At 70.8% G+C, this 24,515-nt stretch carries 27 protein-coding genes, 1 tRNA gene and 1 riboswitch; of the genes, 17 read left to right on the top strand and 11 right to left on the bottom strand.

The genetic code is table 11. The features are described from left to right. Window positions 1–32: 32 nt before the first annotated feature. Window positions 33–314 carry a hypothetical protein gene (locus LEL83_RS04200; RefSeq protein WP_027466625.1) on the bottom strand — a complete coding sequence of 94 codons (282 nt, stop codon included), beginning with the start codon at window positions 312–314 and terminating at the stop codon, window positions 33–35. Window positions 315–520: 206 nt separating this feature from the next. Between LEL83_RS04200 and LEL83_RS04195 the strand changes: the two genes are divergently transcribed. The 6 genes from LEL83_RS04195 (at window position 521) to pstB (ending at window position 8,147) form a co-directional block, all read left to right on the top strand. Beyond that, entirely contained in the window at window positions 521–2,686 is a 2,166-nt protein-coding gene (locus LEL83_RS04195; protein ID WP_225557887.1) for an RNA degradosome polyphosphate kinase, read from the top strand. Then, the gene (locus LEL83_RS16150; RefSeq protein ID WP_225557886.1) at window positions 2,683–3,630 is read left to right on the top strand and encodes an NUDIX hydrolase; all 948 of its coding nucleotides are present in this window, start codon (window positions 2,683–2,685) and stop codon (window positions 3,628–3,630) included. The genes LEL83_RS04195 and LEL83_RS16150 overlap by 4 nt, the downstream gene beginning before the upstream one ends. Before the next feature lie 365 nt (window positions 3,631–3,995). Then, the gene (locus LEL83_RS04185; protein WP_225557885.1) at window positions 3,996–5,096 is read left to right on the top strand and encodes a phosphate ABC transporter substrate-binding protein PstS; all 1,101 of its coding nucleotides are present in this window, start codon (window positions 3,996–3,998) and stop codon (window positions 5,094–5,096) included. Window positions 5,097–5,267: 171 nt separating this feature from the next. Next, window positions 5,268–6,218, top strand: coding sequence for a phosphate ABC transporter permease subunit PstC (gene pstC / locus LEL83_RS04180; protein WP_198656879.1), 951 nt, complete (start codon window positions 5,268–5,270; stop codon window positions 6,216–6,218). A gap of 14 nt (window positions 6,219–6,232) precedes the next feature. Beyond that, window positions 6,233–7,318: a phosphate ABC transporter permease PstA gene (pstA, locus tag LEL83_RS04175; RefSeq protein ID WP_225557884.1), complete on the top strand. Its 1,086-nt coding sequence runs from the start codon at window positions 6,233–6,235 to the stop codon at window positions 7,316–7,318. Between the two features lie 49 nt (window positions 7,319–7,367). Then, a complete protein-coding gene (gene pstB / locus LEL83_RS04170; protein WP_225557883.1) occupies window positions 7,368–8,147 on the top strand; it encodes a phosphate ABC transporter ATP-binding protein PstB in 780 nt (259 codons plus the stop codon). 204 nt (window positions 8,148–8,351) lie between these two features. On the opposite strand, the gene LEL83_RS04165 is transcribed toward pstB, so the two are convergent. The 3 genes from LEL83_RS04165 to LEL83_RS04155 form a co-directional block, all read right to left on the bottom strand. Then, the gene (locus LEL83_RS04165; protein WP_198656882.1) at window positions 8,352–9,215 is read right to left on the bottom strand and encodes an anti-sigma factor; all 864 of its coding nucleotides are present in this window, start codon (window positions 9,213–9,215) and stop codon (window positions 8,352–8,354) included. Further along, a complete protein-coding gene (sigK, locus tag LEL83_RS04160; protein WP_198656883.1) occupies window positions 9,212–9,811 on the bottom strand; it encodes an ECF RNA polymerase sigma factor SigK in 600 nt (199 codons plus the stop codon). Before sigK ends, LEL83_RS04165 begins: the two co-directional genes overlap by 4 nt. 699 nt (window positions 9,812–10,510) lie before the next feature. Then, window positions 10,511–11,140, bottom strand: a complete 630-nt coding sequence (locus tag LEL83_RS04155) for a DNA-directed RNA polymerase subunit beta (protein ID WP_198656884.1) — start codon at window positions 11,138–11,140, stop codon at window positions 10,511–10,513. 126 nt (window positions 11,141–11,266) lie between these two features. On the opposite strand from LEL83_RS04155, the gene LEL83_RS04150 reads away from it, so the two are divergent. From LEL83_RS04150 to LEL83_RS04125, 6 genes are all read left to right on the top strand, one after another. After that, a complete protein-coding gene (locus LEL83_RS04150; protein ID WP_146249745.1) occupies window positions 11,267–11,428 on the top strand; it encodes a DUF2207 domain-containing protein in 162 nt (53 codons plus the stop codon). A 53-nt stretch (window positions 11,429–11,481) separates the two neighbouring features. Then, window positions 11,482–11,554: transfer RNA gene (locus LEL83_RS04145), tRNA-Lys, on the top strand. Window positions 11,555–12,214: 660 nt separating this feature from the next. After that, complete coding sequence (locus tag LEL83_RS04140) at window positions 12,215–12,922, top strand: SGNH/GDSL hydrolase family protein (RefSeq protein WP_225557882.1); 708 nt, start codon at window positions 12,215–12,217, stop codon at window positions 12,920–12,922. After that, window positions 12,922–13,089 carry a hypothetical protein gene (locus tag LEL83_RS04135; RefSeq protein ID WP_225557881.1) on the top strand — a complete coding sequence of 56 codons (168 nt, stop codon included), beginning with the start codon at window positions 12,922–12,924 and terminating at the stop codon, window positions 13,087–13,089. Before LEL83_RS04140 ends, LEL83_RS04135 begins: the two co-directional genes overlap by 1 nt. 96 nt (window positions 13,090–13,185) lie before the next feature. Continuing rightward, on the top strand, window positions 13,186–14,019 hold the full coding sequence (locus tag LEL83_RS04130; RefSeq protein ID WP_198656889.1) for an SGNH/GDSL hydrolase family protein: 834 nt from the start codon (window positions 13,186–13,188) through the stop codon (window positions 14,017–14,019). Window positions 14,020–14,195: 176 nt separating this feature from the next. Then, window positions 14,196–14,516, top strand: a complete 321-nt coding sequence (locus tag LEL83_RS04125; protein ID WP_198656890.1) for a hypothetical protein — start codon at window positions 14,196–14,198, stop codon at window positions 14,514–14,516. Window positions 14,517–14,607: 91 nt separating this feature from the next. Here LEL83_RS04125 and LEL83_RS04120 read toward each other — a convergent pair whose 3' ends face one another. Next, window positions 14,608–15,540 carry an aldose 1-epimerase family protein gene (locus LEL83_RS04120; protein WP_225557880.1) on the bottom strand — a complete coding sequence of 311 codons (933 nt, stop codon included), beginning with the start codon at window positions 15,538–15,540 and terminating at the stop codon, window positions 14,608–14,610. Next, window positions 15,537–16,382: a DeoR/GlpR family DNA-binding transcription regulator gene (locus tag LEL83_RS04115; protein ID WP_225557879.1), complete on the bottom strand. Its 846-nt coding sequence runs from the start codon at window positions 16,380–16,382 to the stop codon at window positions 15,537–15,539. Before LEL83_RS04115 ends, LEL83_RS04120 begins: the two co-directional genes overlap by 4 nt. A gap of 64 nt (window positions 16,383–16,446) precedes the next feature. Here LEL83_RS04115 and galT point away from each other — a divergent pair, with 64 nt between their 5' ends. Next, the gene (galT, locus tag LEL83_RS04110) at window positions 16,447–17,544 is read left to right on the top strand and encodes a galactose-1-phosphate uridylyltransferase (RefSeq protein WP_198656893.1); all 1,098 of its coding nucleotides are present in this window, start codon (window positions 16,447–16,449) and stop codon (window positions 17,542–17,544) included. Next, window positions 17,541–18,680 carry a galactokinase gene (gene galK / locus LEL83_RS04105; RefSeq protein ID WP_225557878.1) on the top strand — a complete coding sequence of 380 codons (1,140 nt, stop codon included), beginning with the start codon at window positions 17,541–17,543 and terminating at the stop codon, window positions 18,678–18,680. The genes galT and galK overlap by 4 nt, the downstream gene beginning before the upstream one ends. 14 nt (window positions 18,681–18,694) lie before the next feature. Here the strand turns inward: galK and LEL83_RS04100 are convergent, their stop codons facing one another. The 4 genes from LEL83_RS04100 to glyA form a co-directional block, all read right to left on the bottom strand. Then, window positions 18,695–19,231 carry a hypothetical protein gene (locus tag LEL83_RS04100; RefSeq protein WP_225557877.1) on the bottom strand — a complete coding sequence of 179 codons (537 nt, stop codon included), beginning with the start codon at window positions 19,229–19,231 and terminating at the stop codon, window positions 18,695–18,697. Next, on the bottom strand, window positions 19,228–19,680 hold the full coding sequence (locus LEL83_RS04095) for a hypothetical protein (protein WP_198656896.1): 453 nt from the start codon (window positions 19,678–19,680) through the stop codon (window positions 19,228–19,230). The genes LEL83_RS04100 and LEL83_RS04095 overlap by 4 nt, the downstream gene beginning before the upstream one ends. A 170-nt stretch (window positions 19,681–19,850) precedes the next feature. Beyond that, complete coding sequence (locus tag LEL83_RS04090; RefSeq protein WP_182066614.1) at window positions 19,851–20,762, bottom strand: tetrahydrofolate dehydrogenase/cyclohydrolase catalytic domain-containing protein; 912 nt, start codon at window positions 20,760–20,762, stop codon at window positions 19,851–19,853. 23 nt (window positions 20,763–20,785) lie between these two features. Beyond that, window positions 20,786–22,093: a serine hydroxymethyltransferase gene (gene glyA, locus LEL83_RS04085; protein ID WP_225557916.1), complete on the bottom strand. Its 1,308-nt coding sequence runs from the start codon at window positions 22,091–22,093 to the stop codon at window positions 20,786–20,788. 78 nt (window positions 22,094–22,171) lie between these two features. Continuing rightward, window positions 22,172–22,257: riboswitch (ZMP/ZTP riboswitch) on the bottom strand. Between the two features lie 38 nt (window positions 22,258–22,295). Here glyA and clpS point away from each other — a divergent pair. After that, window positions 22,296–22,583 (top strand): ATP-dependent Clp protease adapter ClpS, encoded by a 288-nt coding sequence (gene clpS, locus LEL83_RS04080; RefSeq protein WP_225557876.1) that lies wholly within the window; start codon window positions 22,296–22,298, stop codon window positions 22,581–22,583. Next, a complete protein-coding gene (locus LEL83_RS04075; protein ID WP_225557875.1) occupies window positions 22,580–23,053 on the top strand; it encodes a DUF2017 family protein in 474 nt (157 codons plus the stop codon). Before clpS ends, LEL83_RS04075 begins: the two co-directional genes overlap by 4 nt. Before the next feature lie 43 nt (window positions 23,054–23,096). Here the strand turns inward: LEL83_RS04075 and LEL83_RS04070 are convergent, their stop codons facing one another. Next, the gene (locus LEL83_RS04070) at window positions 23,097–23,969 is read right to left on the bottom strand and encodes an NAD(P)H-binding protein (RefSeq protein WP_225557874.1); all 873 of its coding nucleotides are present in this window, start codon (window positions 23,967–23,969) and stop codon (window positions 23,097–23,099) included. 73 nt (window positions 23,970–24,042) lie between these two features. On the opposite strand from LEL83_RS04070, the gene LEL83_RS04065 reads away from it, so the two are divergent. Beyond that, window positions 24,043–24,501, top strand: a complete 459-nt coding sequence (locus tag LEL83_RS04065; protein ID WP_198656900.1) for a MarR family winged helix-turn-helix transcriptional regulator — start codon at window positions 24,043–24,045, stop codon at window positions 24,499–24,501. Window positions 24,502–24,515: the final 14 nt, after the last annotated feature.

Genomic DNA, 24,515 nt, shown 5'->3' with positions numbered 1-24,515 from the left:
GCGCGGCGGTCCGGGCGGGAACAGGCTGGTGCTTACGCGCCGCCACCTGCGGTGAAGATGTCCTGCGAGATCTTGTCGAGCTGCGTGCGGAGCTGCTCGAGCTCGGTCTTCGCCTTGTCGAGCGCAGCCTTGGTCTCCGGCCAGGTGGACCCGCGGAAGGTCGCCGCGAGCGGGCCGTCCCAGACGTTCGAGTCGGAGAGGATCCGGCCCTGGGCGTCGAGCTGCGAGATCTGGTCGGTGAAGCCACCGTTGATGATCGACTGGACCTGACGGATGGCGGTCTTGGCCTGCTCGGTCGAAAGGACACGCGACATGATGAACCTCTTTCATTCGTAGCTGCACCCCCGCGCAGTGGAATCCCCCCGGAGGCTCTGACACGGCCACCATACCCACGAAGCCCGGGAGATGTCACCGTCCGCATATCGTGACGCTTCCTCCACACACCGACGGTTCACCACGGGTTTCCACAGCGGCCACCGGGGCCCCTCCGACGGCGGGAGCCGGGTGGCAGGATGTGGGGATGGACACCGAACCGCAGCTCGACGGCGAATCCGTCGCCCCCGACCTCGACGACTTCGACGAGGTCGTCGAGATCGAGCACGAGTCGCTGCCGACGGACCGCTACTTCGACCGCGAGCTCAGCTGGCTGCGGTTCAACCAGCGCGTGCTCGAACTGGGCGAGGACCGCACGCAGCCCCTGCTGGAGCGGGCGAACTTCCTGGCGATCTTCGCGTCAAACCTCGACGAGTTCTTCATGGTCCGCGTCGCCGGCCTCAAGCGCCGCATCGACACCGGCATCGCCGTGCCGACCAACGTCGGTCGCGCTCCCAGCGACGTGCTGCGCGACATCGCGAAGAAGGCCCACGAACTGCAGGACCGGCACGCGCAGGCGTTCATCGAGTCCCTGAAGCCCGACCTCGACGCCGCGGGCATCCACGTCGAGCACTGGTCCGACCTCGACGAAGCCGACCGCCTGCGGATGCGCGAGTACTTCAACGAGCAGATCTTCCCGGTGCTCATGCCCCTCGCCGTCGACCCGGCGCACCCGTTCCCGTACATCTCCGGACTCTCGCTCAACCTGGCGGTGCGGGTCCGCAACCCGAAGTCGCAGCGGCAGGAGTTCGCGCGCCTCAAGGTGCCGCAGAACTTCTCGCGCTTCATCAAGCTGCCGGACGACAACTCCGGCCGGATGCGCTTCATCCCCCTCGAAGACCTCATCGCGAACCACCTCGACGACCTGTTCCCCGGCATGGAGGTCCTCGAGCACCACGTGTTCCGCGTGACCCGCAACGAGGACGTCGAGATCGAGGAGGACGAGGCCGAGAACCTCATCCAGGCCCTCGAGCGCGAACTCCTGCGTCGCCGGTTCGGCCCGCCGATCCGCCTGGAGATCACCGAGGACATGGACCCGGTGACCCTCGACCTGCTCGTCCGCGAGCTCGACATCACCGAGGAGGAGGTCTTCCGGCTGCCGTCGCCGCTCGACCTCGGCGGCCTGTTCGAGATCGCGAAGATCAACCGGCCCGACCTGCACTACCCGAAGCACGTGCCGACGACGCCGGTGCAGTTCCAGCCGGGCGAGCCGAACACGAAGCCCGACCTGTTCCGCGCGATCAAGGCCCGCGACGTCCTGGTGCACCACCCGTACGAGTCCTTCGCGACGAGCGTGCAGGCGTTCCTCGAGCAGGCGGCGGCCGACCCGAACGTGCTCGCGATCAAGCAGACGCTGTACCGCACCTCGGGCGACAGCCCCATCGTCGAGGCGCTCATCGACGCCGCCGCGGCGGGCAAGCAGGTCCTGGCCCTGGTGGAGATCAAGGCCCGCTTCGACGAGCAGAACAACATCACGTGGGCGCGCAAGCTCGAGAAGGCCGGCGTGCACGTCGTCTACGGCCTGGTCGGGTTGAAGACGCACTCCAAGCTGGTGCTCGTCATCCGGCAGGAGGGCGGGACGCTCAAGCACTACAGCCACATCGGCACGGGCAACTACAACCCGAAGACCTCGCGCATCTACGAGGACATGGGCCTGTTCACGTCGGACGACACCGTGGGCAAGGACCTCACGCGCCTGTTCAACGAGCTGTCCGGCTACGCCATCGAGAAGAAGTTCAAGCGGCTGCTCGTCGCACCGCTCCACCTGCGCAAGGGCCTGCTCAAGCGCATCCAGACCGAAGCGGCGAACGCCCGAGCGGGCAAGCCGTCCGGCATCCGGATCAAGGTCAACTCGATGGTCGACGAGCAGATCATCGACGCGCTCTACCTGGCCAGCCAGGCGGGGGTGCCGATCGACGTCTGGGTCCGCGGCATCTGCTCGCTCAAGCCCGGCATGGAAGGCGTCAGCGACACCATCCGCGTGCGCAGCATCGTCGGCCGGTACCTGGAGCACTCGCGGGCGTTCGCGTTCCACAACGACGGCGACCCGGCAGTGTTCATCGGCAGCGCCGACATGATGCACCGCAATCTCGACCGTCGCGTCGAGGCACTGGTCCGCCTCACCGCCCCCGACCACATCGCCGAGGTGCAGGAGATGTTCGACCTCGCGATGGCCGACACCGCGAGCTCGTGGCACCTGGAGTCCGACGGCGAGTGGACGCGGCACTCCACCGACGATGCGGGCCGCCCGCTCGAGGACGTGCAGAATGTGACCATGCGGAAGATCTCGGCCCGGAAGCGCTCCACTCGGTGAGCGGCGGTCCCACGGGCCCCGTCGTCGCCGCGGGCGCGGTCGTCTGGCGTGAGCAAGACGGCACGCCCCTGGTGCTGCTCATCCACCGCGACCACCACAAGGACGTCTCCCTGCCGAAGGGCAAGGTGGACCCGGGTGAGGCCGTGCCGACGACCGCCGTCCGCGAGATCGACGAGGAGACCGGGTACCGCGTGCACCTCGGCGCTCCGCTCGGCACCGCCGAGTACGTGCTGCCGAACGGCCGCGACAAGGTCGTGCACTACTGGGCGGCCAAGGTCTCGGCCAAGGAGTACGCCCGCGCCGGCGCCTTCACCCCGAACCACGAGGTCGCGGCGCTCGAGTGGGTCACCATCGACGACGCCCGCAACCGCCTGACGTACGAGCGCGACGTCGCGATCCTCGAGCGGTTCGCCGAGCGCGCCGCAGCCGGGCAGCACCGCACGTTCGCACTGATCGCCCTGCGGCACGCGAAGACCGTGCCCGGTTCCGACTGGGACGGCCCCGACGCCACCCGGCCCCTGCTGCCCGTCGGCCGCTCGCAGGCGCGGGCCGTTGCGGCACCCATCGCGGCCTACGGCCCGAAGAAGATCGTCAGCAGCACGGCGGCTCGGTGCCTGGCGACCGTCGAACCGCTCTCCGCGCGCACCAAGCTCGGCGTCTCGAGCACCCCCGACATCAGCCAGGACGCCCACGACCGCGGTGCCGCCGACGTCAAGGGTGCCGTGCGCCGCCGCATCGACAAGGGCAAGACCGCGGTGCTCTGCTCGCACGGGCCGGTCCTGCCCGACATCATCGCGCGCATCGTCACCGCCACGGCCGACGACTCCGCCCGGTTCGACCTGCGCCGCGCCGCGATGCTGTCCGTCGGCGACTTCTCGGTCATGCACATCGCCGACGGCACGCTGGTCGCGGTGGAGACCCACCGCAACACGATCTCGGCGTAGGCCGCGGCGGCCGACGCGGGCCAGCGGTCCGACGACCCGACCACACGCCGGGACCGCACCGATCCCGAGAACGCGCCCGAGCCTCCCGGCCGCCCCGCCGCACCGGAGACGCGTCCGGAGCCTCCCGGCCACCCTGCCGCGCCCATGCGTGCGCATCTTCCGAACGCACGCACATCGCCCCCGATCCTGCTCCCCGCGGGGGCACCGCGCCCGGCGCCCCGACGGCGACAACCCCTCGTTCACCTCCCGTTCACCAACGCGGGTGATCCCGGTCACCTCACGTCCCTACAGTCGCTCCCGGGTCAGCACCGGCCCACGGGACCAGCAGCGGTCCCACCTGCAATGACATTCCCGAAGGGACCCCTGTGAACATCAAGCGAATCGGTTCGGTCGCAGCAATCGCGATCGCCGGCGCCGTCGTGCTCTCCTCCTGCGCGGCGAACGAGGGCGCGGGCAACACCGCCTCCTCCGGCTCGAACGCCAGCTCCGACCTCACCGGCACCCTCACCGCCTCCGGCTCGTCGGCGCAGGGCACCGCGCAGGCGACCTGGGCCGCCGGCTTCCAGGACATGGCCTCCGGTGTGACGGTCAACTACTCGCCGGACGGCTCCGGCGCGGGCCGCGAGAACTTCATGTCGGGCGCATCGGACTTCGCCGGCTCGGACGCCGCACTCAAGGACGAGGAGCTCTCGGGCACCTTCGAGGCGTGCGCCGCGGACACCAAGGGCATCGACATCCCGGTCTACATCTCCCCGATCGCGATCGCGTACAAGGTCGACGGCGTCAGTGACCTGACCCTCGACGCGAAGACCATCGCGGGCATCTTCTCGGGCAAGATCACCAAGTGGGACGACTCGCAGATCGCCGACCTGAACAAGGACGCGAAGCTGCCGAGCGAGAACATCACGGTCGTGCACCGCTCCGACGACTCGGGCACCACGCAGAACTTCTCGGAGTACGTCTCGGCGAACGCCGGTGACGTCTGGACCGAGGAGCCGAGCCAGACCTTCCCGTACTCGGTCGGCGACGCAGCCAAGGGCACCTCGGGTGTCGCCTCCGCGATGGGCGGCGCCTCGAACGCCATCACCTACATCGACGACTCCGGCGCCGGTGACCTGGACAAGGCCAAGCTGATGGTCGGCGACAAGGCCACCGAGCTCTCGGCCGAGGGCGCCGCGCAGGTCGTCGCCGACTCCGACATCGCGTCGGGTCGCGAGGAGAACGACCTCGCCATCGAGATCGACCGCAAGGACACCGCCGAGGGCGCCTGGCCGCTGGTCCTCGTCTCCTACGCCATCGCGTGCCAGGAGTACAAGGACGCCGACAAGGGCGAGCTCGTGAAGGGCTACCTCGACTACGTCGTCAGCAGCGAGGCGCAGGACGCCGCCGCCAAGGAGGCCAAGTCGGCCCCGCTGTCGGACGACCTCGCCGAGAAGGCCAAGGCCGCGGTCGAGTCCATCAAGTAACACCCCTCGAGCGCCCGGACGCCGGTCCCACCCATCGACCGGCGTCCGGGCACTCAGCCGTCCGGGCGGGCGCACCGCAGCACCTCCCGCGCCACCCCGGACGGCACCCAGCACGACCACCACCACCCTGAACCCGTCGCCTCCCCCGGCGTTCCTCCGACAGGAGTACCCATGACGACCGCACCGGCCCAGCCAGGGGCCACCGTCACCCCGACCAAGCCGAAGGCCGTCGTCCGCGTCGGCGACCGCGTCTTCTCCGCCGCCTCGGTCATCGCCGGCGGCCTCATCCTCTTCGTGCTCGTGCTCGTCGCCGCCTTCCTGGTGTGGCAGAGCATCCCGGCGTTCTCCGCCAAGGTCGGCGAGCTGCCGGGCAGCGCGACCAACTTCTGGGACTACGTCGGCCCCCTGGTCTTCGGCACCGTCTGGTCCGCGCTCATCGCGCTCGTGATCGCCGTGCCGCTGTCGGTCGGGATCGCCCTCTTCATCTCGCACTTCGCACCGCGGCGGCTCGCCCCGGTGCTCGGCTACGTCATCGACCTGCTGGCCGCCGTGCCGTCGGTGGTCTACGGGCTCTGGGGCATCGCGGTGCTGGCGCCGCTGGTGAAGCCGTTCTACGTGTTCCTCAACGAGTACATCGGGTGGTTCCCGCTGTTCTCCGGCCAGGTGTCCGGCACCGGCCGCACGATCCTCACCGCGTCGATCGTCCTCGCCGTCATGGCCATCCCGATCATGACCGCCGTCATGCGCGAGATCTTCCTGCAGGCCCCGACCCTCAACGAAGAGGCAGCCCTGGCGCTCGGCGCGACGCGCTGGGAGATGATCCGCCTGTCGGTCCTGCCGTTCGCCAAGTCCGGCATCGTGTCCGCGATCATGCTCGGCCTCGGTCGAGCACTCGGCGAGACGATGGCGATCGCACTCGTGCTCTCCGTGTCGACGAACGTCACGTTCCAGATGCTCACGTCGCAGAACCCCTCGACGATCGCGGCGAACATCGCCCTGCAGTTCGCCGAGGCATCGGGCACGGCCCTCAACGCCCTCATCGCGTCCGGCCTGATCCTCTTCGTCATCACCCTGGTCATCAACATGCTGGCGCGGTACATCGTCCGCAGCCGGGTCAGCTGAGAGGTCGCACCCCGATGTCCCTCGCCCTCCGTCAGACCGGCACCGCCGGCAACGTCTACGCCAACGGCAAGCTGCACCGGTCCGTGCCGTGGCTGCTGCTCGTCGGCAGCTGGGTCGCCCTCGTCCTGGTCTTCGCCCTGCTCAACGCCGGCGGCGCCGTCGAGGACTTCAACGTCGTCGCGGCCCTGTTCCTCGGCACGGTCCTGTTCGACGTGCTCATCGTCGTCGTCTCGCGCATCGTCGAGGGTGGCCGCAAGGCGGTGGACCGGCTCGTCACGTCGCTCGTCGTCACGGCGTTCGTGATCGCGGTGCTGCCGCTGGTGTCGCTGCTCTGGACCGTCATCGCGAAGGGCATCGCCCGCTTCGACGCCAACTTCTTCTCGTACTCGATGCGCGGCGTCATCTCCGAGGGCGGCGGCGCCGTCCACGCGCTGATCGGCACGCTCGAGATCACGCTCTTCGCGGCGCTCATCTCGGTGCCGATCGGGCTCCTCACCTCGATCTACCTGGTCGAGTACGGCCGCGGCGCGCTGGCGCGGGGCATCACGTTCTTCGTCGACGTGATGACCGGCATCCCGTCGATCGTCGCCGGTCTGTTCGCCTACTCGCTCTTCGCGCTGCTGCTCGGCCCGGGTGCCCGCTTCGGCCTCGTCGGCTCCGTCGCCCTGTCGGTGCTGATGATCCCGATCGTGGTGCGCTCCACCGAAGAGGTGCTGAAGATCGTGCCGATGGAACTCCGCGAGGCCTCGTACGCCCTCGGTGTGCCGAAGTACCTCACCATCCTCAAGGTCGTGCTCCCCACCAGCCTCGCCGGCATCACCACCGGCGTCATGCTCTCGATCGCCCGCGTCATCGGTGAGACCGCGCCGCTGCTGGTCACGGCCGGCTTCACCGCGAGCATGAACTACGACCTGTTCAAGGACCCGATGATGACGCTGCCGGTGTACGCGTACACGCAGTACTCGCAGCAGGGCGCCAACCCGGTGCCGTTCGTCGACCGGGCGTGGACCGCGGCCCTGCTGCTCATCCTGATCGTGATGCTGCTCAACCTGTTGGCCCGCTTCATCACCCGTCTCTTCGCCCCCAAGCTCAGCCGCTGACGTCCCGCGTCCGCGAACCCGGCAACACCACCCACCCAGAAGGATCAACGTGTCCAAGCGCATCGAGGTCGACGGCCTCAACGTCTACTACTCGAAGTTCAAGGCGGTCGAGGGTGTCGACATCACCATCGAACCCCGCACCGTCACCGCGTTCATCGGCCCGTCGGGCTGCGGCAAGTCCACGTTCCTGCGGACCCTGAACCGCATGCACGAGGTCATCCCCGGCGCATGGGTCGAGGGCTCGGTCAAGATCGACGGCGACGACCTGTACGGCGCCGGCGTCGACCCGGTGCTCGTCCGTCGGCAGGTCGGCATGGTCTTCCAGCGTCCGAACCCCTTCCCCACGATGTCCATCCGCGACAACGTGCTGGCCGGCGTGAAGCTCAACAACAAGCGCATGTCCCGCTCCGAGTCCGACGAGATCGTCGAGCGCTCCCTGCAGGGCGCGAACCTGTGGAACGAGGTCAAGGACCGCCTCGACAAGCCCGGCATGGGCCTGTCCGGTGGGCAGCAGCAGCGTCTGTGCATCGCTCGCGCCATCGCGGTCCAGCCGGACGTGCTCCTGATGGACGAGCCCTGCTCGGCGCTCGACCCGATCTCGACCCTGGCCATCGAGGACCTGATCGAGGAGCTCAAGAAGGAGTTCACGATCGTGATCGTCACGCACAACATGCAGCAGGCGTCGCGCGTCAGCGACAAGACCGCCTTCTTCAACATCGCGGGCACCGGGCAGCCGGGCAAGCTCATCGAGTTCGACGACACCGCGACGATGTTCTCGAACCCGTCGGTCAAGGCCACCGAGGACTACGTGTCGGGTCGCTTCGGTTGATCCGCAGCTGACACCGCCTGGAGGCCCGGTGCACGTCCGCCACGGACGCGCACCGGGCCTCCGTGGTTGCGCCAGGCACCACGGGCACGCCCACGTCTGGCCGGCGTGCAGGCGGGCAGGCGCGCAGGAACGACGAAGCCGCTGTCGTGTGACAGCGGCTTCGTCGTTCTGCGTCGGTGGCGTCCCGGCAGGACCGCCCGGTGATCAGACGGCGGTGGTGGGGACCGCCATGATCGGCGTCGTCGTGGGCTGGTCGGAACCGCCCTCGGGCTCGACCGTCATGCCGATGGTCGCACCCTCGGACATCGAGCCCTCGAGCACGGCCGAGTGCACGCCGTCGGCCGCTCCCTGGACCAGGCCGGCGGGCTCGATGGCGCCGCCCTGCTCCTCGGAGCCGATGTACCAGAGCTCGTACGTCTTGCCCTTCGGCGCCTGCTCGACACCGTCGAGGATCACCGCGGACTTGCCGAGGTCCTCCGACCACACGACCGTCGCGGATCCCCCGCCCTCGACCTTGGTCGTGGTGCGCTGGAAGTCCGAGGCGGCGTAGATGCGGTCGAGTCCGCTCGACGCCTGCGTGGTCCCGCCACCCTGACCGTCCGACGGGTTGAGCACCGAGTCGACGCCGAGCCCGCCGAAGAACAGCGCGGCCGCGGCAGCAGCGGTCGTCAGCATGACCGCCGGACGCTGGAACCAGCGGCGGTGCGCCGCCGAGGTGGCGCGACCACCGGCGGTGGGGCCGTCGGCGATCGAGGTGACCTGCGCTGCGGGCGCGGGCCGGGCCTCCTGAGCGGTGGTGGTCTCGTCGACCGTCGCCGCGGGGAGCGGCGCGGCCTGCGGGGTCGTGGCGATCTGGGCCAGCAGCGAGGCGCGGAGCGACGCGGGCGGCTCGACCGGTGCGACGGCGTAGGCGAGCTGCAGCGCGGTCTCGCGCAGCGAGTCGTCCTCGGCCTGCAGCTCAGGGGACGCCAGGAGTGCGTCCTCGAGGAGTGCGCGCTCGTCGTCGGACAGCGCATCGAGTGCGTGGGAACCGGTCAACAGGGCCGGGTCGTCGTGGCGTTCGGTCATGAGGTCACCCCCATCTCGTCTCGGAGTCGGATCATCCCGTCGCGGAGACGGGTCTTGACGGTGCCGATGGGGACACCGAGGTGTGCGGCCATCTCGCTGTGCGAGTAGCCGCCGTAGTACGCGAGTTGCACGGCCTGCCGTTGGAACTCGGTGAGCTTCGCGAGCGCCCGGCCGACACGTTCGTGCTCGATGCGGATCTCGACGGACTCGGAGACCTCGTCGAACCCGGCCTCGAGATCGCGGATGCCGATCTTGGTGTCACGGTCGTGCGAGGACTGCGAGGCCCGGACCCGGTCGACCGCTCGGCGGTGCGCCATGGTGAGGACCCAGCTCGCGGCCGTGCCGCGCTTCCGGTCGAAGCGGGTCGCCTGCTGCCAGACCTCCAGGAAGACCTCCTGGGTGACCTCTTCCGACTGCGCGCGGTCCCGGAGGAGCCGCGTGACCAGACCGAGGACGCGTCCGGAGAGGGCGTCGTACAGGTCGGCGAAGGCGGCTTGGTCGCCGGTGGCGACGCGGGCGAGGAGGTCGTCCGGCGAAGCCTGCGCTGGCTCGGCTGCGCTCCAGCGTTCGGTATCGCTATCCACGAGGGCAAGCATTGCAGGTTTCCCTCCTCTCGGTTGCTTCGGTGGCCCATTGCGGCCGGTCGGCTGCGGTTCGCCAGGGATGTGGCTGACGTTCCCGGCGCTCCGCTTGCGGGGAGCACGAAGCATCCGCGAACGGCGGTCGAGACGAGAGGTCGGCGTGACCCACAGGGAATTGACCGGCGGTGCCGGCCCGGGTCACGCCGGACCCCTCGCTTCGTGACGGGCATTCCGTCCGTCACGCTGATGATTCGGCGCGGTGCCCGGGGTGGATTGGATCGGGTGTGGGGATTTCTCGACGCGGGTGTGGTCGCCGCTCGGTGGGTCACGGCGCGGGCTGCTGTCCCGGCTGCTGCGCGGGCTGCTGTCGGGGCACGCCCGAGTTCCGTCCTGTCCACCCTGAGTGAACACGGTCGAGGGTTCAGCCGACGTCTCGTAGACTCGTCCTCGCCGGGCCGCAGCAAGCCCCGGGCTCCAAAATTCGCCGCTTCGAGCGGCCTCGCGCCGAGAGGCGCTTCTGCGGCCCGGTCTCTCTCTGCCCGGACGGGTGCGCTGTTCGCGTTCGTGCGTGTGCGTGGGTGCTTGCGTGCGCGCTTCGTGAGCAGGAATGGTCGGGTCGGTCGCGACCACCCGACATCTTCTGCTCACCATGTGCGCGATCGCCGGTTCGGCGTTCGTCCTGGAGGCGCGGGCCGGGTCCGCCCCGCCGGTCGCTCAGTCCAGGCTGTCGCGACGCCAGAGCGCCGCCGCCTCGGTGAGATCAGCCGCCAGCTCCGTCAGGCGGAGCGCCCGCGTCGTCAACTCACTCGCGCGCTCGGTCGCCACCAGATCGGCCTCGTCCGCCACGGCCGTCGCACCTGCAGCCGCCAGACGGCAGAACGAGGCGCCACGGTCCAGCGCCACCGCGAAGTCGCCCGTGTACAGCCCGTGCAGGATCCGGTCGGCGAGGGTCAGGATCTCCGCCGGGCCCGTCGGCTCCTCGGCACCCGCGACGGCCTGGTCGATCGTGCCGATGCGCTCGGCGCCCCGCTCGAACAGGTAGGCGATCTCGTCCGGGTTCTGCCGGATGACCACGCGCACCAGGTACACGCGCCACAGGGCTCCGGGCAGGGTGTGCGCACCGACCCGTGCCCACAGTTCCGCGATGGCGTCGATGCCGTGCGTGTCCGTGTAGGTCACCAGTCGTTCGACCACCGCCGGGTCCGGGTCCTCGCGCACCCGGTGCAGCAAGGCGTTCGCCGTCTCGTGCGCGACGCGGTTCACCAGCGCCGGGTCCTCACCGCCCTGGATGGCGGCGAACTCGGCGTCGGTGAAGTGGACGGGACGGTGGTGATCGCGAGGCACCGCAGCAGTGTAGGCGCGACCAGGGACACGCCCGCGGTCGTTCGCCCAGAACGCAACGGCGCCCCGACGCGTACCGTGATCGGGCAGGGAGGCGACCCCTCCTGGACGTGACGGAAGGACTCCCCCATGAACCCCCTGCTCATCATCCTGGCCGTGATCGCGGTCATCCTGCTGTTCGTCGGTGGCTTCACCGCGAGCCTGAAGTTCCTGCTCTGGGTCGGCATCGTCCTGCTCATCGTCGCGGTGGTCCTGTGGCTGCTGCGGACGCTCACCGGACGTCGCGGCTGACCCGGTCCCACGGTTCCGCTCTGGAGGCCCTCACCCGCTAGCCTTGCGGGTGAGGGCCTCTAGCTCAGTTGGTAGAGCACCGGACTTTTAATCCGAGGGTCGTGGGTTCGAGCCCCACGGGGCCCACAGAGCAAATCGCCGGTCAGGTCTTGTGCAGACCTGCCGGAGGTTCTGTCGATAACTCGGGCCGAGGGGCAGACGAGGGGCAGCTGCCGCCTCGCACCGTCGATACTGGGTGTGACGACTGTGCGTGGGACCATCCGCACGACCGAGACCAGCGAAGCGGAGGCGAGCGGCACCTCTGCCGGCGAGGCCCGCGCTACCGCGATCGGTGAGCTCGACCTCGCGGCTTCGAGCTGCTGCAGGGGACAACCGTCACGAGCAAGGCCACCGGCGAGGCGACGATCCGCGGCGTCGCTGGCTCGCTCGCCGCCCGACCGCACGAGGCCATCGGCCCGAACTACGAGGCCGCGCGCCAGTCGTCCCTGATGTCGGTGCCCGAGGGTTGGCAGGCGCAGGACCTCCGCGCCCGGGTTTGACATCATCTGCGCCGTTGCCGTCTGCAGTGACGAAACGGTCAACAACCCGTGGGCTCAGGTTGTGTTCGGCTGCGGTCTCTACCAGCTGGCTGCCGTCGCGATCGTCTCCACCCGCCTGCTCCGAAACATCGAGCGCGGGGCGTAGACGACGAAAGATCCCCTCGAACTCTCGAATGAACCCGAGGGGGCCTGACGCATCCCGGACTGGGGGCGAAGCCCAAGTAACACTCAACTTAGGATTGGACGCATGGGGAGCTTCATCAGCTGGTTCGAGCGCAGCTACAAGGCGATCATCATTGTGCTCGTCGCGATCATGGCCGTCACGCTCGTCATCCTCGCCCTCCAGCAGGTCAACGCGTCGAAACCCGCTGCCGGCTCCGTGCCCGGACCGATCCCGACTTTCGCGAGCGACGACGAGGAGGTGGTGGGGTTCGCCGTCGTCGGCGACAGCGTCACCGCTGCGAACAGCCCCAGCCTGGATACCGGCGTCGCAGGGGATGGGTCCTGGGCGTTCTACGCCGACGGCGACGGTGCCGACCTCGTCGGCGGCTGGGCTGAAGGTGGAGCCACCACTGAGGCGATGGACACCAACGTCAAGAAGTACGACGCAGACGTGCTCGTGGTCCTGGCCGGCACTAATGACACGGGCCTGGCCGTGCCCTTCGATGAGACCGCCGCGAACCTGCAGCGCATTGTGAAGAAGGCCGGCATCAGCAAGGTGATAGTGTCCTCGATCCCGCCCCGCGACTCCGACATCGACCTGCCCGTCGATTACAACGACCAGCTGCGCAACCTCGCCACCGACAAGGGCTGGATCTTTGTCGATGCCGCAGCCGCCCTCCGGTCAGACGACCGCTACAAGGACGGCTATACCGCCGACGGCATCCACCCTGCCCCCAGGGGCGCGAAGGCCCTCGGGGAGGCGCTGCACGACGCGATCGTCGAGGCGCGTTGATGACCATGAACGAGCGCACCGCGAAGGCGTTGCTCGAGCTGATCGGTGAGTACGTGCGTGAGCAAGACCGATCAGTGCTCGCTCTCGGCATCGGCGGCGAAGCGGAAGCTTCCTCGCTGGACGAGATCGCTCGCCGCTTCGCCACCGAGTTCAACCGCGAGCAGTAGCGCGTCGTCAGACAGCGATGTCCATCCGCGTCAGGTTCGAGCCCCACGGGGCCCACCTCCCAGCCTCTCGTCACGCTGTTGTCTAGAATCTGACGGATGGGCCGACGATCGCAGCGCGCGCGGCCGGGCACCCCCACCGGCCCGGCGACGACGCGCCGACGCCACCGCCGCCTCGTCCCGGGGCTCGCCCTCGGCGCGATGACCCTCGGCGTGACGGGCCTCCTGCTCATCCTCCCCACGGTGTCGAGCGCCTGCCAGCCGGTCTCCTCGTCGACGGCCGCATCCGTGACCAGCGCCGGCGTCTCCGGCGAACAGGTCGCGGCAGCGATCGCTCCCGGCTCCCGGGTCCTCATCGTCGGGGACTCCTACACGGCGGGCCGCGGTTCGACGAGCGGTACCCAGGGTTGGGCGCAGGACCTCGCCGCCGACCGCGACTGGGACGCCAAGATCGACGGGTACTCCGGCACCGGCTACGTCGACACCGGGCGGACGGGCTCGTCCCACTACACGTACGGCCCCCGGCTCGAACGCCACGCGCCGTTCGACCCGCAGCTCGTCATCGTGCAGGGCAGCCAGAACGACTGGCTCGTCGACGCGGACACCCTGCAGGCCACCGTCGAGCGGACACTCCGCACGGCTCAGCAGACCTGGCCGGACGCCGTGGTGGTCGCACTCGGCCCGTCCGCCCCGCAGCCGTGGGCGGAGTCGACCGTCGGACTGTCCGCCTCGGTCGCCGCCGGAGCCGCGGCCGAGGGCGTGCCGTACATCGACGCCCTGGCCGGCCGGTGGTTCACGCCGGAGAACAGCCCGGCCTACTCGGCGATCGACGGCGGCCACCCGAACGACGCCGGCTACCAGTACCTGGCTGACCGTGTGGGTGAGTCGCTGGACGCCCTCGCCGGGTCGGCCGACGGCGCTCGGTGCGCGTGACGCACACGACTCGTTCCTGAACGGGGTACACGCTCTCCCCAGGGCCCTCATGGCAGGTCCCCTGCGCACACTGGCCTGCACACAGCGGACTGTTGGGCCAGCGCCGATATCGTCGTCCCCGGATCCGATCACCGGATCCTGCAGCACCGCACCACCACGAACGAACGGGGTACACCGTGATCGAGCCCATCGAAGCCACGCAGACCAGCACCACCGGTGACGCGCGCCGCATCGTCGAGCTCGCAGCAGCGACCGGCACGACGATGAGCAACGAGCTGCTGCTCGACACGCTCCGCCGTGGCGCGAAGGTCACGACGCGGCACATCCGCACGGACTTCATCGAGGTCGCGACGGCCACCGCGGTGCTCGGGTACGTCTGCCGCCAGCGTGAGGACTTCGTCGCCCTGCGCGGTGACGACCCGGCATGGGCGCACGAGGTCGGCCGGTACGCGACGGAGTCCCTCGCGGTCGAGGCGCTCCGCATGCGCCGCGGCTGACGCGCCCGGCGTCCCGGACCGACGCGAGGAAGGCCCCACCGGACACCCGGCGGGGCCTTCCTCGCGTCAGCGGTGGTGCCGCCCGGAGTCCTCAGGACCAGACGCGTCGGATCCCCCACGACCCGGTCCAGGTCTCGTCGGGCTCGAGCCAGCGCAGGCCCTCGCCGGAGTTCAGCGCGTTCGCGGGCGCCGTCATCGGTTCGACCGCGACGGCCAGGCCCTTCCCGTCGCCCCGCGGGTACTCGCGCGAGGTGAACACCTGCACGTAGGGGAACGAGGCGTCCTGCCACAGCTCGACGCCGTCGCCCTCCGGCCCGTGCATCGTGGTGCGGCGGACCCCGTCGGTGTCCGGGGTGATGTCCTTGTACGCGGTGTCCAGATCGGCATCGCCGGCCCGGACCCCCTGGCGCAGGTCGTACGGCGTGCCCTCGACCGGCACCGTCCCGTTCGGCACCTTCTGCTCGTCCACGGTGAAGGCGGTGTCGGCGTCGAGCGTGACCACGAGGTCCTCGGCGGGGGTGTCACCGGCGCGCAGGTACGGGTGGGCCCCGACGGCGACGGGCGCGCGGACGCCGGAGCGGTTCGTGATCTCGTGCGTGACCCGGATGCCGTCGTCGACGAGCTCGTGGAGCACGCGGGTCTCGAGCGTGAACGGCCAGCCGTGCTGCGGGTGGATCGTGGCCTCCTGCTGCACGGCGGTCTCGGTCTGCGACACCACGCGGTACGGGGCGAAGCGGAGCAGGCCGTGCGAGGCGTTGCCGTACTTCGGCTCGGAGACGTCGAGCTGCTGGCGCGCGCCGTCGAGCTCCCACACCCCACCGGCGACCCGGTTCGGCCACGGCACCAGGACGATCCCGTTCGCCCCGGGCGGCTGCTCGGTCACCGGGAACGGCTCGGTGATGTCGAAGCCGGCGACGCGGAGTTCGCGGATGCCGGCGGCGACCTCGGTGATCACGGCCTCGACGACGCCGTCCGGTCCGGCGTGGTGGAGGCGGTACTGGCCACCCGTGGGTGCTGCGGTCATGGTGTCTGGTCCCTTCCGACTGTGTCCGACCCGTCCGCGACGACGACCTGGACCCCGGCGGCCCGGATCGGGCCCACCTCGTCCGCCGTCGTCCCGGCGGTGACGACGACGTCGATGTCCTCGAGCGCGCGGACGACCCCGATGTGGGCCCGGCCGAACTTCGACCCGTCCGCGACCACGACCGTACGCCGAGCCACGGCGGCGAGCATCCGTTTCGCCTCGGTCTCGGGCAGGTTGACGTTGGTCAGGCCGTGGTCGACGTCGAGTCCGGTCCCGCCGAGGAACACGACGTCGGCGGCGATCATCGGCAGGACGGCCCCGTTGAAGGGGGCGACGAGCGAGTGTTGCAGGGGCCGGAGCGTCCCGCCGGTGACGATGACGGTGAAGCGCGGGACGGCTCGTTCGAGCGCGAGGGCCGTGGTGAGCGAGTTCGTGACCACGGTCACCCCGGTCAGCTCCGTCCGGGCCACCAGGGCCTCGGCGACGGCCGCGGGGGTCGTGCCGACGTCGAGCACGACGCACTGCCCGGGACGCACGAGCTCCGCGGCCGCCCGTCCGATGGCCGCCTTCGCCACCTGGTGCTCGACGGCGGTCTCCTCGAACGGCCGCTCGGTCGACGCGACCCCGAGGCGGACCGCACCGCCGCGCACCCGGCGGATCCGCGCCTCCTGGTCGAGGACGGCGAGGTCCTGGCGGACCGTCACCTCGCTGGTGCCGAGCGACGCGGCCAACGCGGCGGTCCGGACCAGACCCGGTGCGCCGTCGACGATCGAGACGATGCGGTCCTGGCGCAGCGGCGCGGGCAGCGCGCCGGCGAGGAAGGAGAGGTCGTCGTCGCTCATGCCCCCAGTTTCGCCCGCTTCCGATGTCTTTCGCAACGCTTCGGATGCGCGCTAGGCTGGGCCGGTGATCACCAAGCGCTCGACGAAGCTCGCTGACGGACGCGACCTGTTCTACTTCGACGACGCGGACAGCACGCTGCCCGCCGAGCGGAACGTGGACGAGCGCGTGCTCGACCCGCGTCCGGACACGGCCCGCATGCGGCAGGACGTGCTGACCGGCGAGTGGGTGTCGATCGCGGCATCCCGGCAGAACCGTGCGTTCCTGCCGCCGGCCGACCAGGACCCGCTCGCGCCGCAGACCCCGGCGAACCCGTCCGAGATCCCGAGCACCTACGACGTCGCGGTCTTCGAGAACCGGTCGCCGTCGTTCGGCCCCCTGCTCGAGGCCGACGACGCCCCCGAGTCATTGGCGTCCCTGTCCGACGTCGGCCTGAACCGGCAGCTCCGGAGCGTCGGCCGGTGCGAGGTCGTGTGCTTCTCCCCCGCGACCGAGGGCTCGTTCGCGTCGATCACCGAGTCGCGCGCTCGCACCGTGGTCGAGGCCTGGGCCGACCGCACCGCCGCGCTCTCCGCGATGCCCGGCATCCAGCAGGTGTTCCCGTTCGAGAACCGCGGCCAGGCGATCGGCGTCACGCTGCACCACCCGCACGGCCAGATCTACTCGTACCCGTACATCACGCCCCGCACGCAGCGGCTGCTGGCGAGCATCGAGCGGTTCGGCCCCGACCTGTTCGAGCAGCACCTGGCGAACGAGCGGGCTTCGGAGCGCGTGGTGCTGCAGGGCGAGCACTTCACGGCCTTCGTGCCGTTCGCCGCGCGCTGGCCCATCGAGATCCACATGCTGCCGCACCGCCACGTCCCCGACTTCGCCGGCCTGACCGACGCCGAGAAGGACGAGCTGGCGCACATGCACCTGCGGCTCACCCGCGGGCTCGACGCGCTCTACGGCGACCCGACCCCGTACATCGCCGCGTGGCACCAGGCCCCGGTGCACACCGCCCGGGACACCGTGCGGCTGATGCTGCAGATCACCTCGCCGCGACGTGCGGCGGACAAGTTGAAGTTCCTGGCCGGCAGCGAAGCCGCCATGGGTGCCTGGATCGGGGACCTCGTGCCCGAGCAGGCCGCCGAGTTCATCCGAGGAGGGATCGAGCGCGCATGACGTTCCAGCAGGTCTACGGGTACGAGCCGACGGTGCGGTACTCCGCGCCCGGCCGCGTCAACCTGATCGGTGAGCACACCGACTACAACGACGGCTACGTGCTGCCGTTCGCCATCGATCGGCGCACGACCGCGGCGATCGCCCGCCGCGACGACCGGGTGATCCGGGTCGCGTCCGCCTTCGACGAGGCCGGCGGTCCGGTGTCGCTCGGCCTCGACGACCTGGCACCGGACGCCATGGACGGGTGGTCGGCGTACGTCTTCGGCATCGCCTGGGCGCTGCGCGAGCAGGCCGGCGTCGACCTGTCGGACATGACCGGCTTCGACGTCTTCATCGACTCGGACGTGCCCGTCGGCGCAGGCCTGTCGTCGAGCGCGGCGATCGAGTGCGGCGTCGCGCTGGCGTTCAACGACCTGTGGGAGCTCGGACTCGACCGCAAGACGCTGGCTCGGGTCGGGCAGTACTCCGAGAACCACGCGGTCGGTGCGCCCACGGGGATCATGGACCAGTCCGCGTCGCTGCTCGGCGAGCAGGACGCCGTCGTGTTCCTGGACTGCCGCACGCTCGACACCGCGGTCGTCGACCTCGCGCTCGAGGCGAACGGCCTCGAGGTCCTGGTCATCGACACCCGCGTCGAGCACGCCCACGCAACCGGCGGGTACAAGGCCCGCCGCGAGTCGTGCGAGCGCGGCGCGCAGGTCCTCGGGGTCGAGGCGCTGCGCGACGTCAGCGTCGACGACCTGCCCCGCGCCCAGGAGCTCCTGGACGACGAGACCTTCCGCCGTGTCCGCCACATCGTGACCGAGGACCAGCGCGTCCTCGACACCGTGCGCACGCTGCGCGAGCAGGGTCCGCGGGCGATCGGCTCGCTGCTCGTCGCCTCGCACGAGTCGATGCGCGACGACTTCGAGATCTCCGTGCCGGAGCTCGACCTGGCCGTCGCGACGGCCGTCGCGCACGGCGCGGTCGGTGCACGCATGACCGGCGGCGGCTTCGGCGGCGCGGCGATCGCGTTGGTCGACCGGGAGGCCCGTGCCGGCATCGCCACGGCCGTCACCGCCGCCTTCGCCGACGCCGGGTACCGCGAACCGACCGTGTTCACGGTGCACGCCGCGCAGGGCGCCCGCCGCGACTGACAGCCCGCGACCGGTCAGCGGGTCATGTGGCCCGTCGTGACCGAGACCCCGCCCCACGGGAACCCGTGTGGGCGCAGGACCTCGTGCTGCACCTGGTCCATCACGACGTGACCCTGCCACACCGTGTAGACGAGCACACCGACCACGACGACCACCGGGACGGCGAGGTACGCCGCGTACCGGACGACGTCGCCGAGGGCTCGCTGGCCGTGCCGTTCGAGCGTCGGCGGCAGGAACACGCCGACCACCACGACGAGCAGCAGGACCGCGAGCGCGACGGGCGCCGTGTGCCCCTCGACCTGCACGGTGGGCGGCGCGCTGGCGACCCGGTTGCCGGCGTTGTCGATCCAGTTGCCGGCGGTGTCCGTCCCGCCGTAGTCGGCCGAGATCGACCACGTGGTGATGCTCGGCCACAGCGCGACGGCGACGATGCCGACGACCGCCAGTCCCCACCCGCGCGGGCGGAGCCGTCGACCGGTCGGCGCCATCACGGGCACGGTCTGCACGGTGTCCCCCGTGGTCGGGACGCCAGCACCTCGCGGGGCGCTCACGGCTGGTACCCCGGACGCTCGATCGACGACGAGACGTCCCCGATGGTGAACGGGTGCAGGTTGCCGTGCGCGACCGCCCAGTACACCCACTCGTACTGCACGATGAACAGCACCCACACCAGCACGGTCACGCCGACGACCCCGGCCAGACCGAGGGCGAGCACACGGTCCTGGTCCCAGCGCGCAGCACCGCGTCGAGCGACGCCGACGACGAAGCCGGCGACCGCGAAGCCGAGCGTGAGCACGACCCAGCCGATCCACGGCCGCGCCTGGAACTCGACGGTGCCCACGGTCGCCTCATCGGTGCTCCCCGGCAGCAGCGGAGCAGCCGACCAGTTCTGACCGATCGCCTGCAGGAACAGGCAGATCAGGGTGATCCAGACGAGCTTCCGGGCGTCCTTCGTGAACAGCGTCTCGCGTCCCTGTGGCTCCGCGGCGGTCGTGGTCATGCTCGAACCGTAGCGCGGCACGGCCCGCAGCAGAACCGCCCGTCCGAGGGGCGGTCCCGGACCCGGCCGTCCCCGCGACCGGACCGACGGGGCGGGGGCGGGCCGCGCCTCCTGGCCGCCCGTCGTGAGCAGGGCGAACGCCCGCGCCGCGCCCGCGCCGCCCGCAGCGCCTAGTGCAGGTGGCGCTCGGCGGCCTCGACCACGTTCTTCATGAGCATCGCGCGGGTCATCGGCCCGACGCCGCCCGGGGTCGGCGACAGGAAGCCCGCGACCGACGCCACCGCGGGGTCGACGTCGCCGTGCAGCTTCGCCTTGCCGGTCTCCTCGTTCACCACGCGGGTGATGCCCACGTCGATCACGGCCGCGCCGGGCTGCACCCAGTCCGGCTCGACGAGCCCGGCGACCCCGGCCGCGGCGACGATGATGTCGGCGCGACGGCACTCCGCGGCGACGTCCGCGGTCAGCGAGTGCGTCAGGGTCGCGGTCGCCTCGAGGCGGGTGAGCAGCAGGCCGAGCGGGCGCCCGACGGTCAGGCCCTGCCCGATGATCGTCACGTGGGCACCCCGGATCGGGACCTCGTACGCCTCGAGCATCGCGACGATGCCCCGGGGCGTGCAGGGCAGCGGGGCGTCGATCGTGCCCGCGCCGCCCGGTACGGCGAGGACGAGCTCACCGAGGTTGGTCGGGTGCAGGCCGTCGGCGTCCTTCGCCGGGTCCATCAGCTCGAGCATCGGGATCGGGTCGATGCCCTGCGGCAGCGGCAGCTGCACGATGAACGCGGTGACCCGAGGGTCGTCGTTCATCTGCAGGATCGCCGCTCGGATGTCGGCAGCACTCGCCGACGACGGCAGGTCGATGCGGACCGAGTCGAGCCCGATCTGCGCCGAGTCCTTGTGCTTGCCGGCGACGTAGGACACCGAGCCCGGGTTCTCACCGACCATGATCGTGCCGAGCCCGGGGCGGAAGCCGTGGTCGTGCAGCCGGTCGATGCGGGTCTTCAGGTCGTCGAGCGTGCGGGCGGCGAGGGCGGTGCCGTCGATGCGGACGGCACTGCCCTCGCCCGCCCAGCGCTCACGCGGCATCGGCGCGAGCGAGGACGTGGCGGTCACGCGTACAGGGGGAACGCGTCGGTGAGGGCCGTGACCCGGGCCGAGAGCGCGTCGATGTCGGGGTTCGGCATGAGCGTCAGCGCGATGATGTCCGCCACCTCGGCGAACTCGGCGTCGCCGAAGCCGCGGGTCGCCAGCGCTGAGGTGCCGATGCGGACACCCGAGGTGACCATCGGCGGGCGCGGGTCGAACGGCACGGAGTTGCGGTTCACGGTGATGCCGACCTCGTGCAGCAGGTCCTCTGCCTGCTTGCCGTCGACCTCGGACTCGCGCAGGTCGACGAGCACCAGGTGCACGTCGGTGCCACCGGTCAGGACGTCGATGCCCGCGGCCGTGGCGTCGTCCTGCGTGAGCCGGTCGGCCAGCGCCTTCGCACCGCGGAGCGTGCGCTCCTGGCGGTCCCTGAACTCCGGCTGGCCGGCGAGCAGGAACGCGGTGGCCTTCGCGGCGATCACGTGCATGAGCGGGCCGCCCTGCTGCCCCGGGAACACCGCGGAGTTCAGCTTCTTGAAGAGCGACTCCTCGTTGGACAGGATGATGCCCGAACGCGGACCGGCGAGCGTCTTGTGCACCGTCGACGACACGACGTGGGCGTGCGGCAGGGGCGACGGGTGCAGGCCCGCGGCGACGAGCCCGGCGAAGTGCGCCATGTCGACCCAGAGCGTCGCGCCGACCTCGTCCGCGATCTCGCGGAACTTCGCGAAGTCGAGCTGGCGAGGGTAGGCCGACCAGCCGGCGATGAGGACCTTCGGCTGGTGCTCGATCGCCTTCGCCCGGATGTCGTCGTAGTCGACCTCGAAGGTCTCCGGGTCGACGCCGTACGACACGGCGTTGTAGATGCGGCCGGAGAAGTTGAGCTTCATGCCGTGGGTCAGGTGACCACCGTGGGCGAGCTCGAGGCCGAGGATGGTGTCGCCCGCAGAGGCGATGGCGTGCAGGACCGCGGCGTTCGCGCTGGCGCCGGAGTGCGGCTGGACGTTGGCGTAGGCGGCACCGAACAGGGCCTTCGCCCGGTCGATGGCGAGCTGCTCGGCGACGTCGACGAACTCGCAGCCGCCGTAGTAGCGCTTGCCCGGGTAGCCCTCGGCGTACTTGTTGGTGAGCACGGAGCCCTGCGACTCGAGGACGGCGCGCGGCACGAAGTTCTCGGACGCGATCATCTCGAGGGTGTCGCGCTGGCGGCCGAGCTCCTGCTGCAGGACGGCGGCGATCTCGGGGTCGACCTCGCTGAGCGGGGCGTTGAAGGCGGCGCGGGCCGCGGCCTGGTCGACGGCACCCGCGGGGGCCTCCGCCGACTCGGACACGAACGGGGGCAGATCGGCAATGGACACGGGACTCCTACGGTGTGCGGACGACCAGCTGGTCGCACTCGGACGGTCGGTCGGTGCAGCCCAGGCGTACGGCCGCGCACCGTGTCGGTTGTCGCTCCCCGATGGTGACCCATCCAACGCCAGTCGCGACGTGACGATCGTACCGAGCGACCCTGCCCTGTGTCACCCTGGGTGCATGACCCTGCTGTCGCCTGACGTGGACGAACGCACGCGTGCCCGGACGGACTCGCCGTGGGTCACCGTCGTGTGGGACGACCCGGTGAACCTGATGTCCTACGTGACCTACGTCTTCCAGCAGCACTTCGGGTTCTCCCGCGAGCGGGCCGAGCGCCTCATGCACCAGGTCGACACCGAGGGACGGGCGATCGTCGCCACGGGACACCGCGAGGCGATGGAGGCCCACGTGCAGTCGATGCACGGCTACGGCCTGCAGGCGACGGTCGACCGGGCGCCTGAGGCGTGATCCCCTTCGTCCGCCGGGCCGACGGCGTGCACCTCGGCATGTCCTCCGGCGAGCGCGCCCTGCTCACCTCGCTGACCGAGCAGCTGCGGCAGGTGCTCGACGGCGACCTGACGGACGACCCCGTCGCCGAGCGGATGTTCCCGGACGCCTACCCCGGTGACGACGACGCGAGTGCGGAGTTCCGGGAGTACACGCAGTCCGACCTGCTGAGGCAGAAGACGACGAACGCGACCATCGTGCACGAGTGGCTGACGGGCGTGCGTGACGGTCCGCTCGACACCGAGGACGAGCAGGCCTGGCTCCGCACCCTGACCGACCTGCGGCTGACCATCGCGGAGCGGCTCGGCATCGCCGACGCCGACGACGAACAGCGCTCGGTCGAGGCGGACGCGGGCGTCGGCCTCCGCGACGTCTACGACTGGCTCGGGTACGTGCAGGAGCACCTGGTCACGACGCTCACGTCGCACTGACCGAGCGCGGACTGGAGGCCCGGCTCACCTCCGGCACCACCGCTCACCCCAGCAGGTCCCCGCGGTGGGCTCGCGCCCAGTCGGCCAGGCTCCGGGGCGCGGTGCCGGTGATGCGCAGCACGTCGTCGCTCATCACGTCGGCCCCGTCCAGCCCGCGGCGCACGACCCGACCGAACTGCTGCCGCAGCCCCTCCGCCTGCCACGCCGGCACCCCGCTCAGGCGGAGCGCGCCCGCGTAGACCCGACTCGGCAGGTGCAGGGGGCGCACCGGCCGCCCGAGTCCGGCGGCGAGCGCGGCGGCGACACCCCGTGCGTCGAGCAGGTCCGGACCGGTGAGCACGGGCTCGGTGCCGTCGTGCCCGTCCTCGGTGAGCACGCGGACGGCGGCGCGGGCGATGTCCTCGGTGTCGATCCACCCGATGACCCCGCGACCCGTGGTGTGCGGGAACCACCCCCGTCGGATCGCCGGCGCCGATGGCTGCACGTTCGTCATGAACGACGAGGGGTGCAGGATCGTCCACGCCAGGCCGCTCTCGCGCACCAGCCGGTCGATGTGCCAGGCAGCACGCGCCCACGACATCGGGGAGTGCTCGGCGGCGTCACCGCCGGACAGCTGCACGATCCGACCGACCCCGGCCCGCTGGGCGGCGCGCACGGCGGTGGCCCCCTGCTCGCGCTGCCGCTGGCTCACCGGCGTCACGAGGAAGAACCGGTCGACCCCCTCGAGCGCCGCCGTCAGCGCGTCCTCGTCGCCCAGGTCGGCCAGTCGGGCGTCGATGCCCCGCTCGCGGAGCGTGTCGACCTGCTCGGGTCGGCGGACGACCGCCCGCACCGACGTCCCCGCTGCCCGCAGCAGCTCCGCCGTCTTCCCACCGACGTCCCCGGTCACGCCGGTGACCGCCACGATCTCACCCATGTCTGCTCCTGTCTCGGTCCGTCCGTCAGTATCAGTTACCTGATACCAGACGGTACGCCGGTACGATCGCCCCGTGCCCCAGGAACTCCCAGCCCCGCACCACGACGTCGACGGGGTGCTCGCGTGGACCGTCATCCGCGCGGCCCGGGCGCTCTCCCGGCGCCTGGCGGTCGAGCTGGCACCGCTCGGGCTGACACCCGTCGAGTTCGGCGTGCTCGTCCAGCTCGGGGCAGCCGGTGAGCTCAGTCAGGCCGACCTGGCGCGGGCCGTCGGCGTGCGGCCGCAGAGCATGACGACGCTCGCACGCGGGCTGACGACGCGGGGACTCGTCGAGCGGGGCGCGGCGCCGGGGCGGGGACGGGCCTCCCGGATGCGGCTCACCGACCAGGGCGAGGCGCTGCTGGCACGCGCCCACCCGGTCGTCCGCGCGAGCAACGCGTGGTTCGGCGACGGCGCCGAGCCCGTCGCGGCGACCCTGCTCCCGCTGCTCGGGTCGGACGACCCGTCGGACGACACCGCCGCGGTCCCCTGACCGGCAACGTGGGC

This window comes from Curtobacterium oceanosedimentum, assembly GCF_020297365.1.
Taxonomy (GTDB): Bacteria; Actinomycetota; Actinomycetes; order Actinomycetales; family Microbacteriaceae; genus Curtobacterium.
The sequence above is the reverse complement of the archived record's forward strand: the minus strand, read 5'-3'. Positions and strand labels throughout refer to the sequence as shown.

Coding starts and splice junctions, on each gene's coding strand:
- LEL83_RS04200 (WP_027466625.1), bottom strand. CDS start 314: ATGTCGCGTGTCCTTTCGACCGAGCAGGCCAAGACCGCCATCCGTCAG.
- LEL83_RS04195 (WP_225557887.1), top strand. CDS start 521: ATGGACACCGAACCGCAGCTCGACGGCGAATCCGTCGCCCCCGACCTC.
- pstC (WP_198656879.1), top strand. CDS start 5,268: ATGACGACCGCACCGGCCCAGCCAGGGGCCACCGTCACCCCGACCAAG.
- pstA (WP_225557884.1), top strand. CDS start 6,233: ATGTCCCTCGCCCTCCGTCAGACCGGCACCGCCGGCAACGTCTACGCC.
- LEL83_RS04165 (WP_198656882.1), bottom strand. CDS start 9,215: ATGACCGAACGCCACGACGACCCGGCCCTGTTGACCGGTTCCCACGCA.
- sigK (WP_198656883.1), bottom strand. CDS start 9,811: ATGCTTGCCCTCGTGGATAGCGATACCGAACGCTGGAGCGCAGCCGAG.
- LEL83_RS04150 (WP_146249745.1), top strand. CDS start 11,267: ATGAACCCCCTGCTCATCATCCTGGCCGTGATCGCGGTCATCCTGCTG.
- LEL83_RS04140 (WP_225557882.1), top strand. CDS start 12,215: ATGGGGAGCTTCATCAGCTGGTTCGAGCGCAGCTACAAGGCGATCATC.
- LEL83_RS04135 (WP_225557881.1), top strand. CDS start 12,922: ATGACCATGAACGAGCGCACCGCGAAGGCGTTGCTCGAGCTGATCGGT.
- LEL83_RS04130 (WP_198656889.1), top strand. CDS start 13,186: ATGGGCCGACGATCGCAGCGCGCGCGGCCGGGCACCCCCACCGGCCCG.
- LEL83_RS04120 (WP_225557880.1), bottom strand. CDS start 15,540: ATGACCGCAGCACCCACGGGTGGCCAGTACCGCCTCCACCACGCCGGA.
- LEL83_RS04115 (WP_225557879.1), bottom strand. CDS start 16,382: ATGAGCGACGACGACCTCTCCTTCCTCGCCGGCGCGCTGCCCGCGCCG.
- galK (WP_225557878.1), top strand. CDS start 17,541: ATGACGTTCCAGCAGGTCTACGGGTACGAGCCGACGGTGCGGTACTCC.
- LEL83_RS04095 (WP_198656896.1), bottom strand. CDS start 19,680: ATGACCACGACCGCCGCGGAGCCACAGGGACGCGAGACGCTGTTCACG.
- LEL83_RS04090 (WP_182066614.1), bottom strand. CDS start 20,762: ATGCCGCGTGAGCGCTGGGCGGGCGAGGGCAGTGCCGTCCGCATCGAC.
- clpS (WP_225557876.1), top strand. CDS start 22,296: ATGACCCTGCTGTCGCCTGACGTGGACGAACGCACGCGTGCCCGGACG.
- LEL83_RS04070 (WP_225557874.1), bottom strand. CDS start 23,969: ATGGGTGAGATCGTGGCGGTCACCGGCGTGACCGGGGACGTCGGTGGG.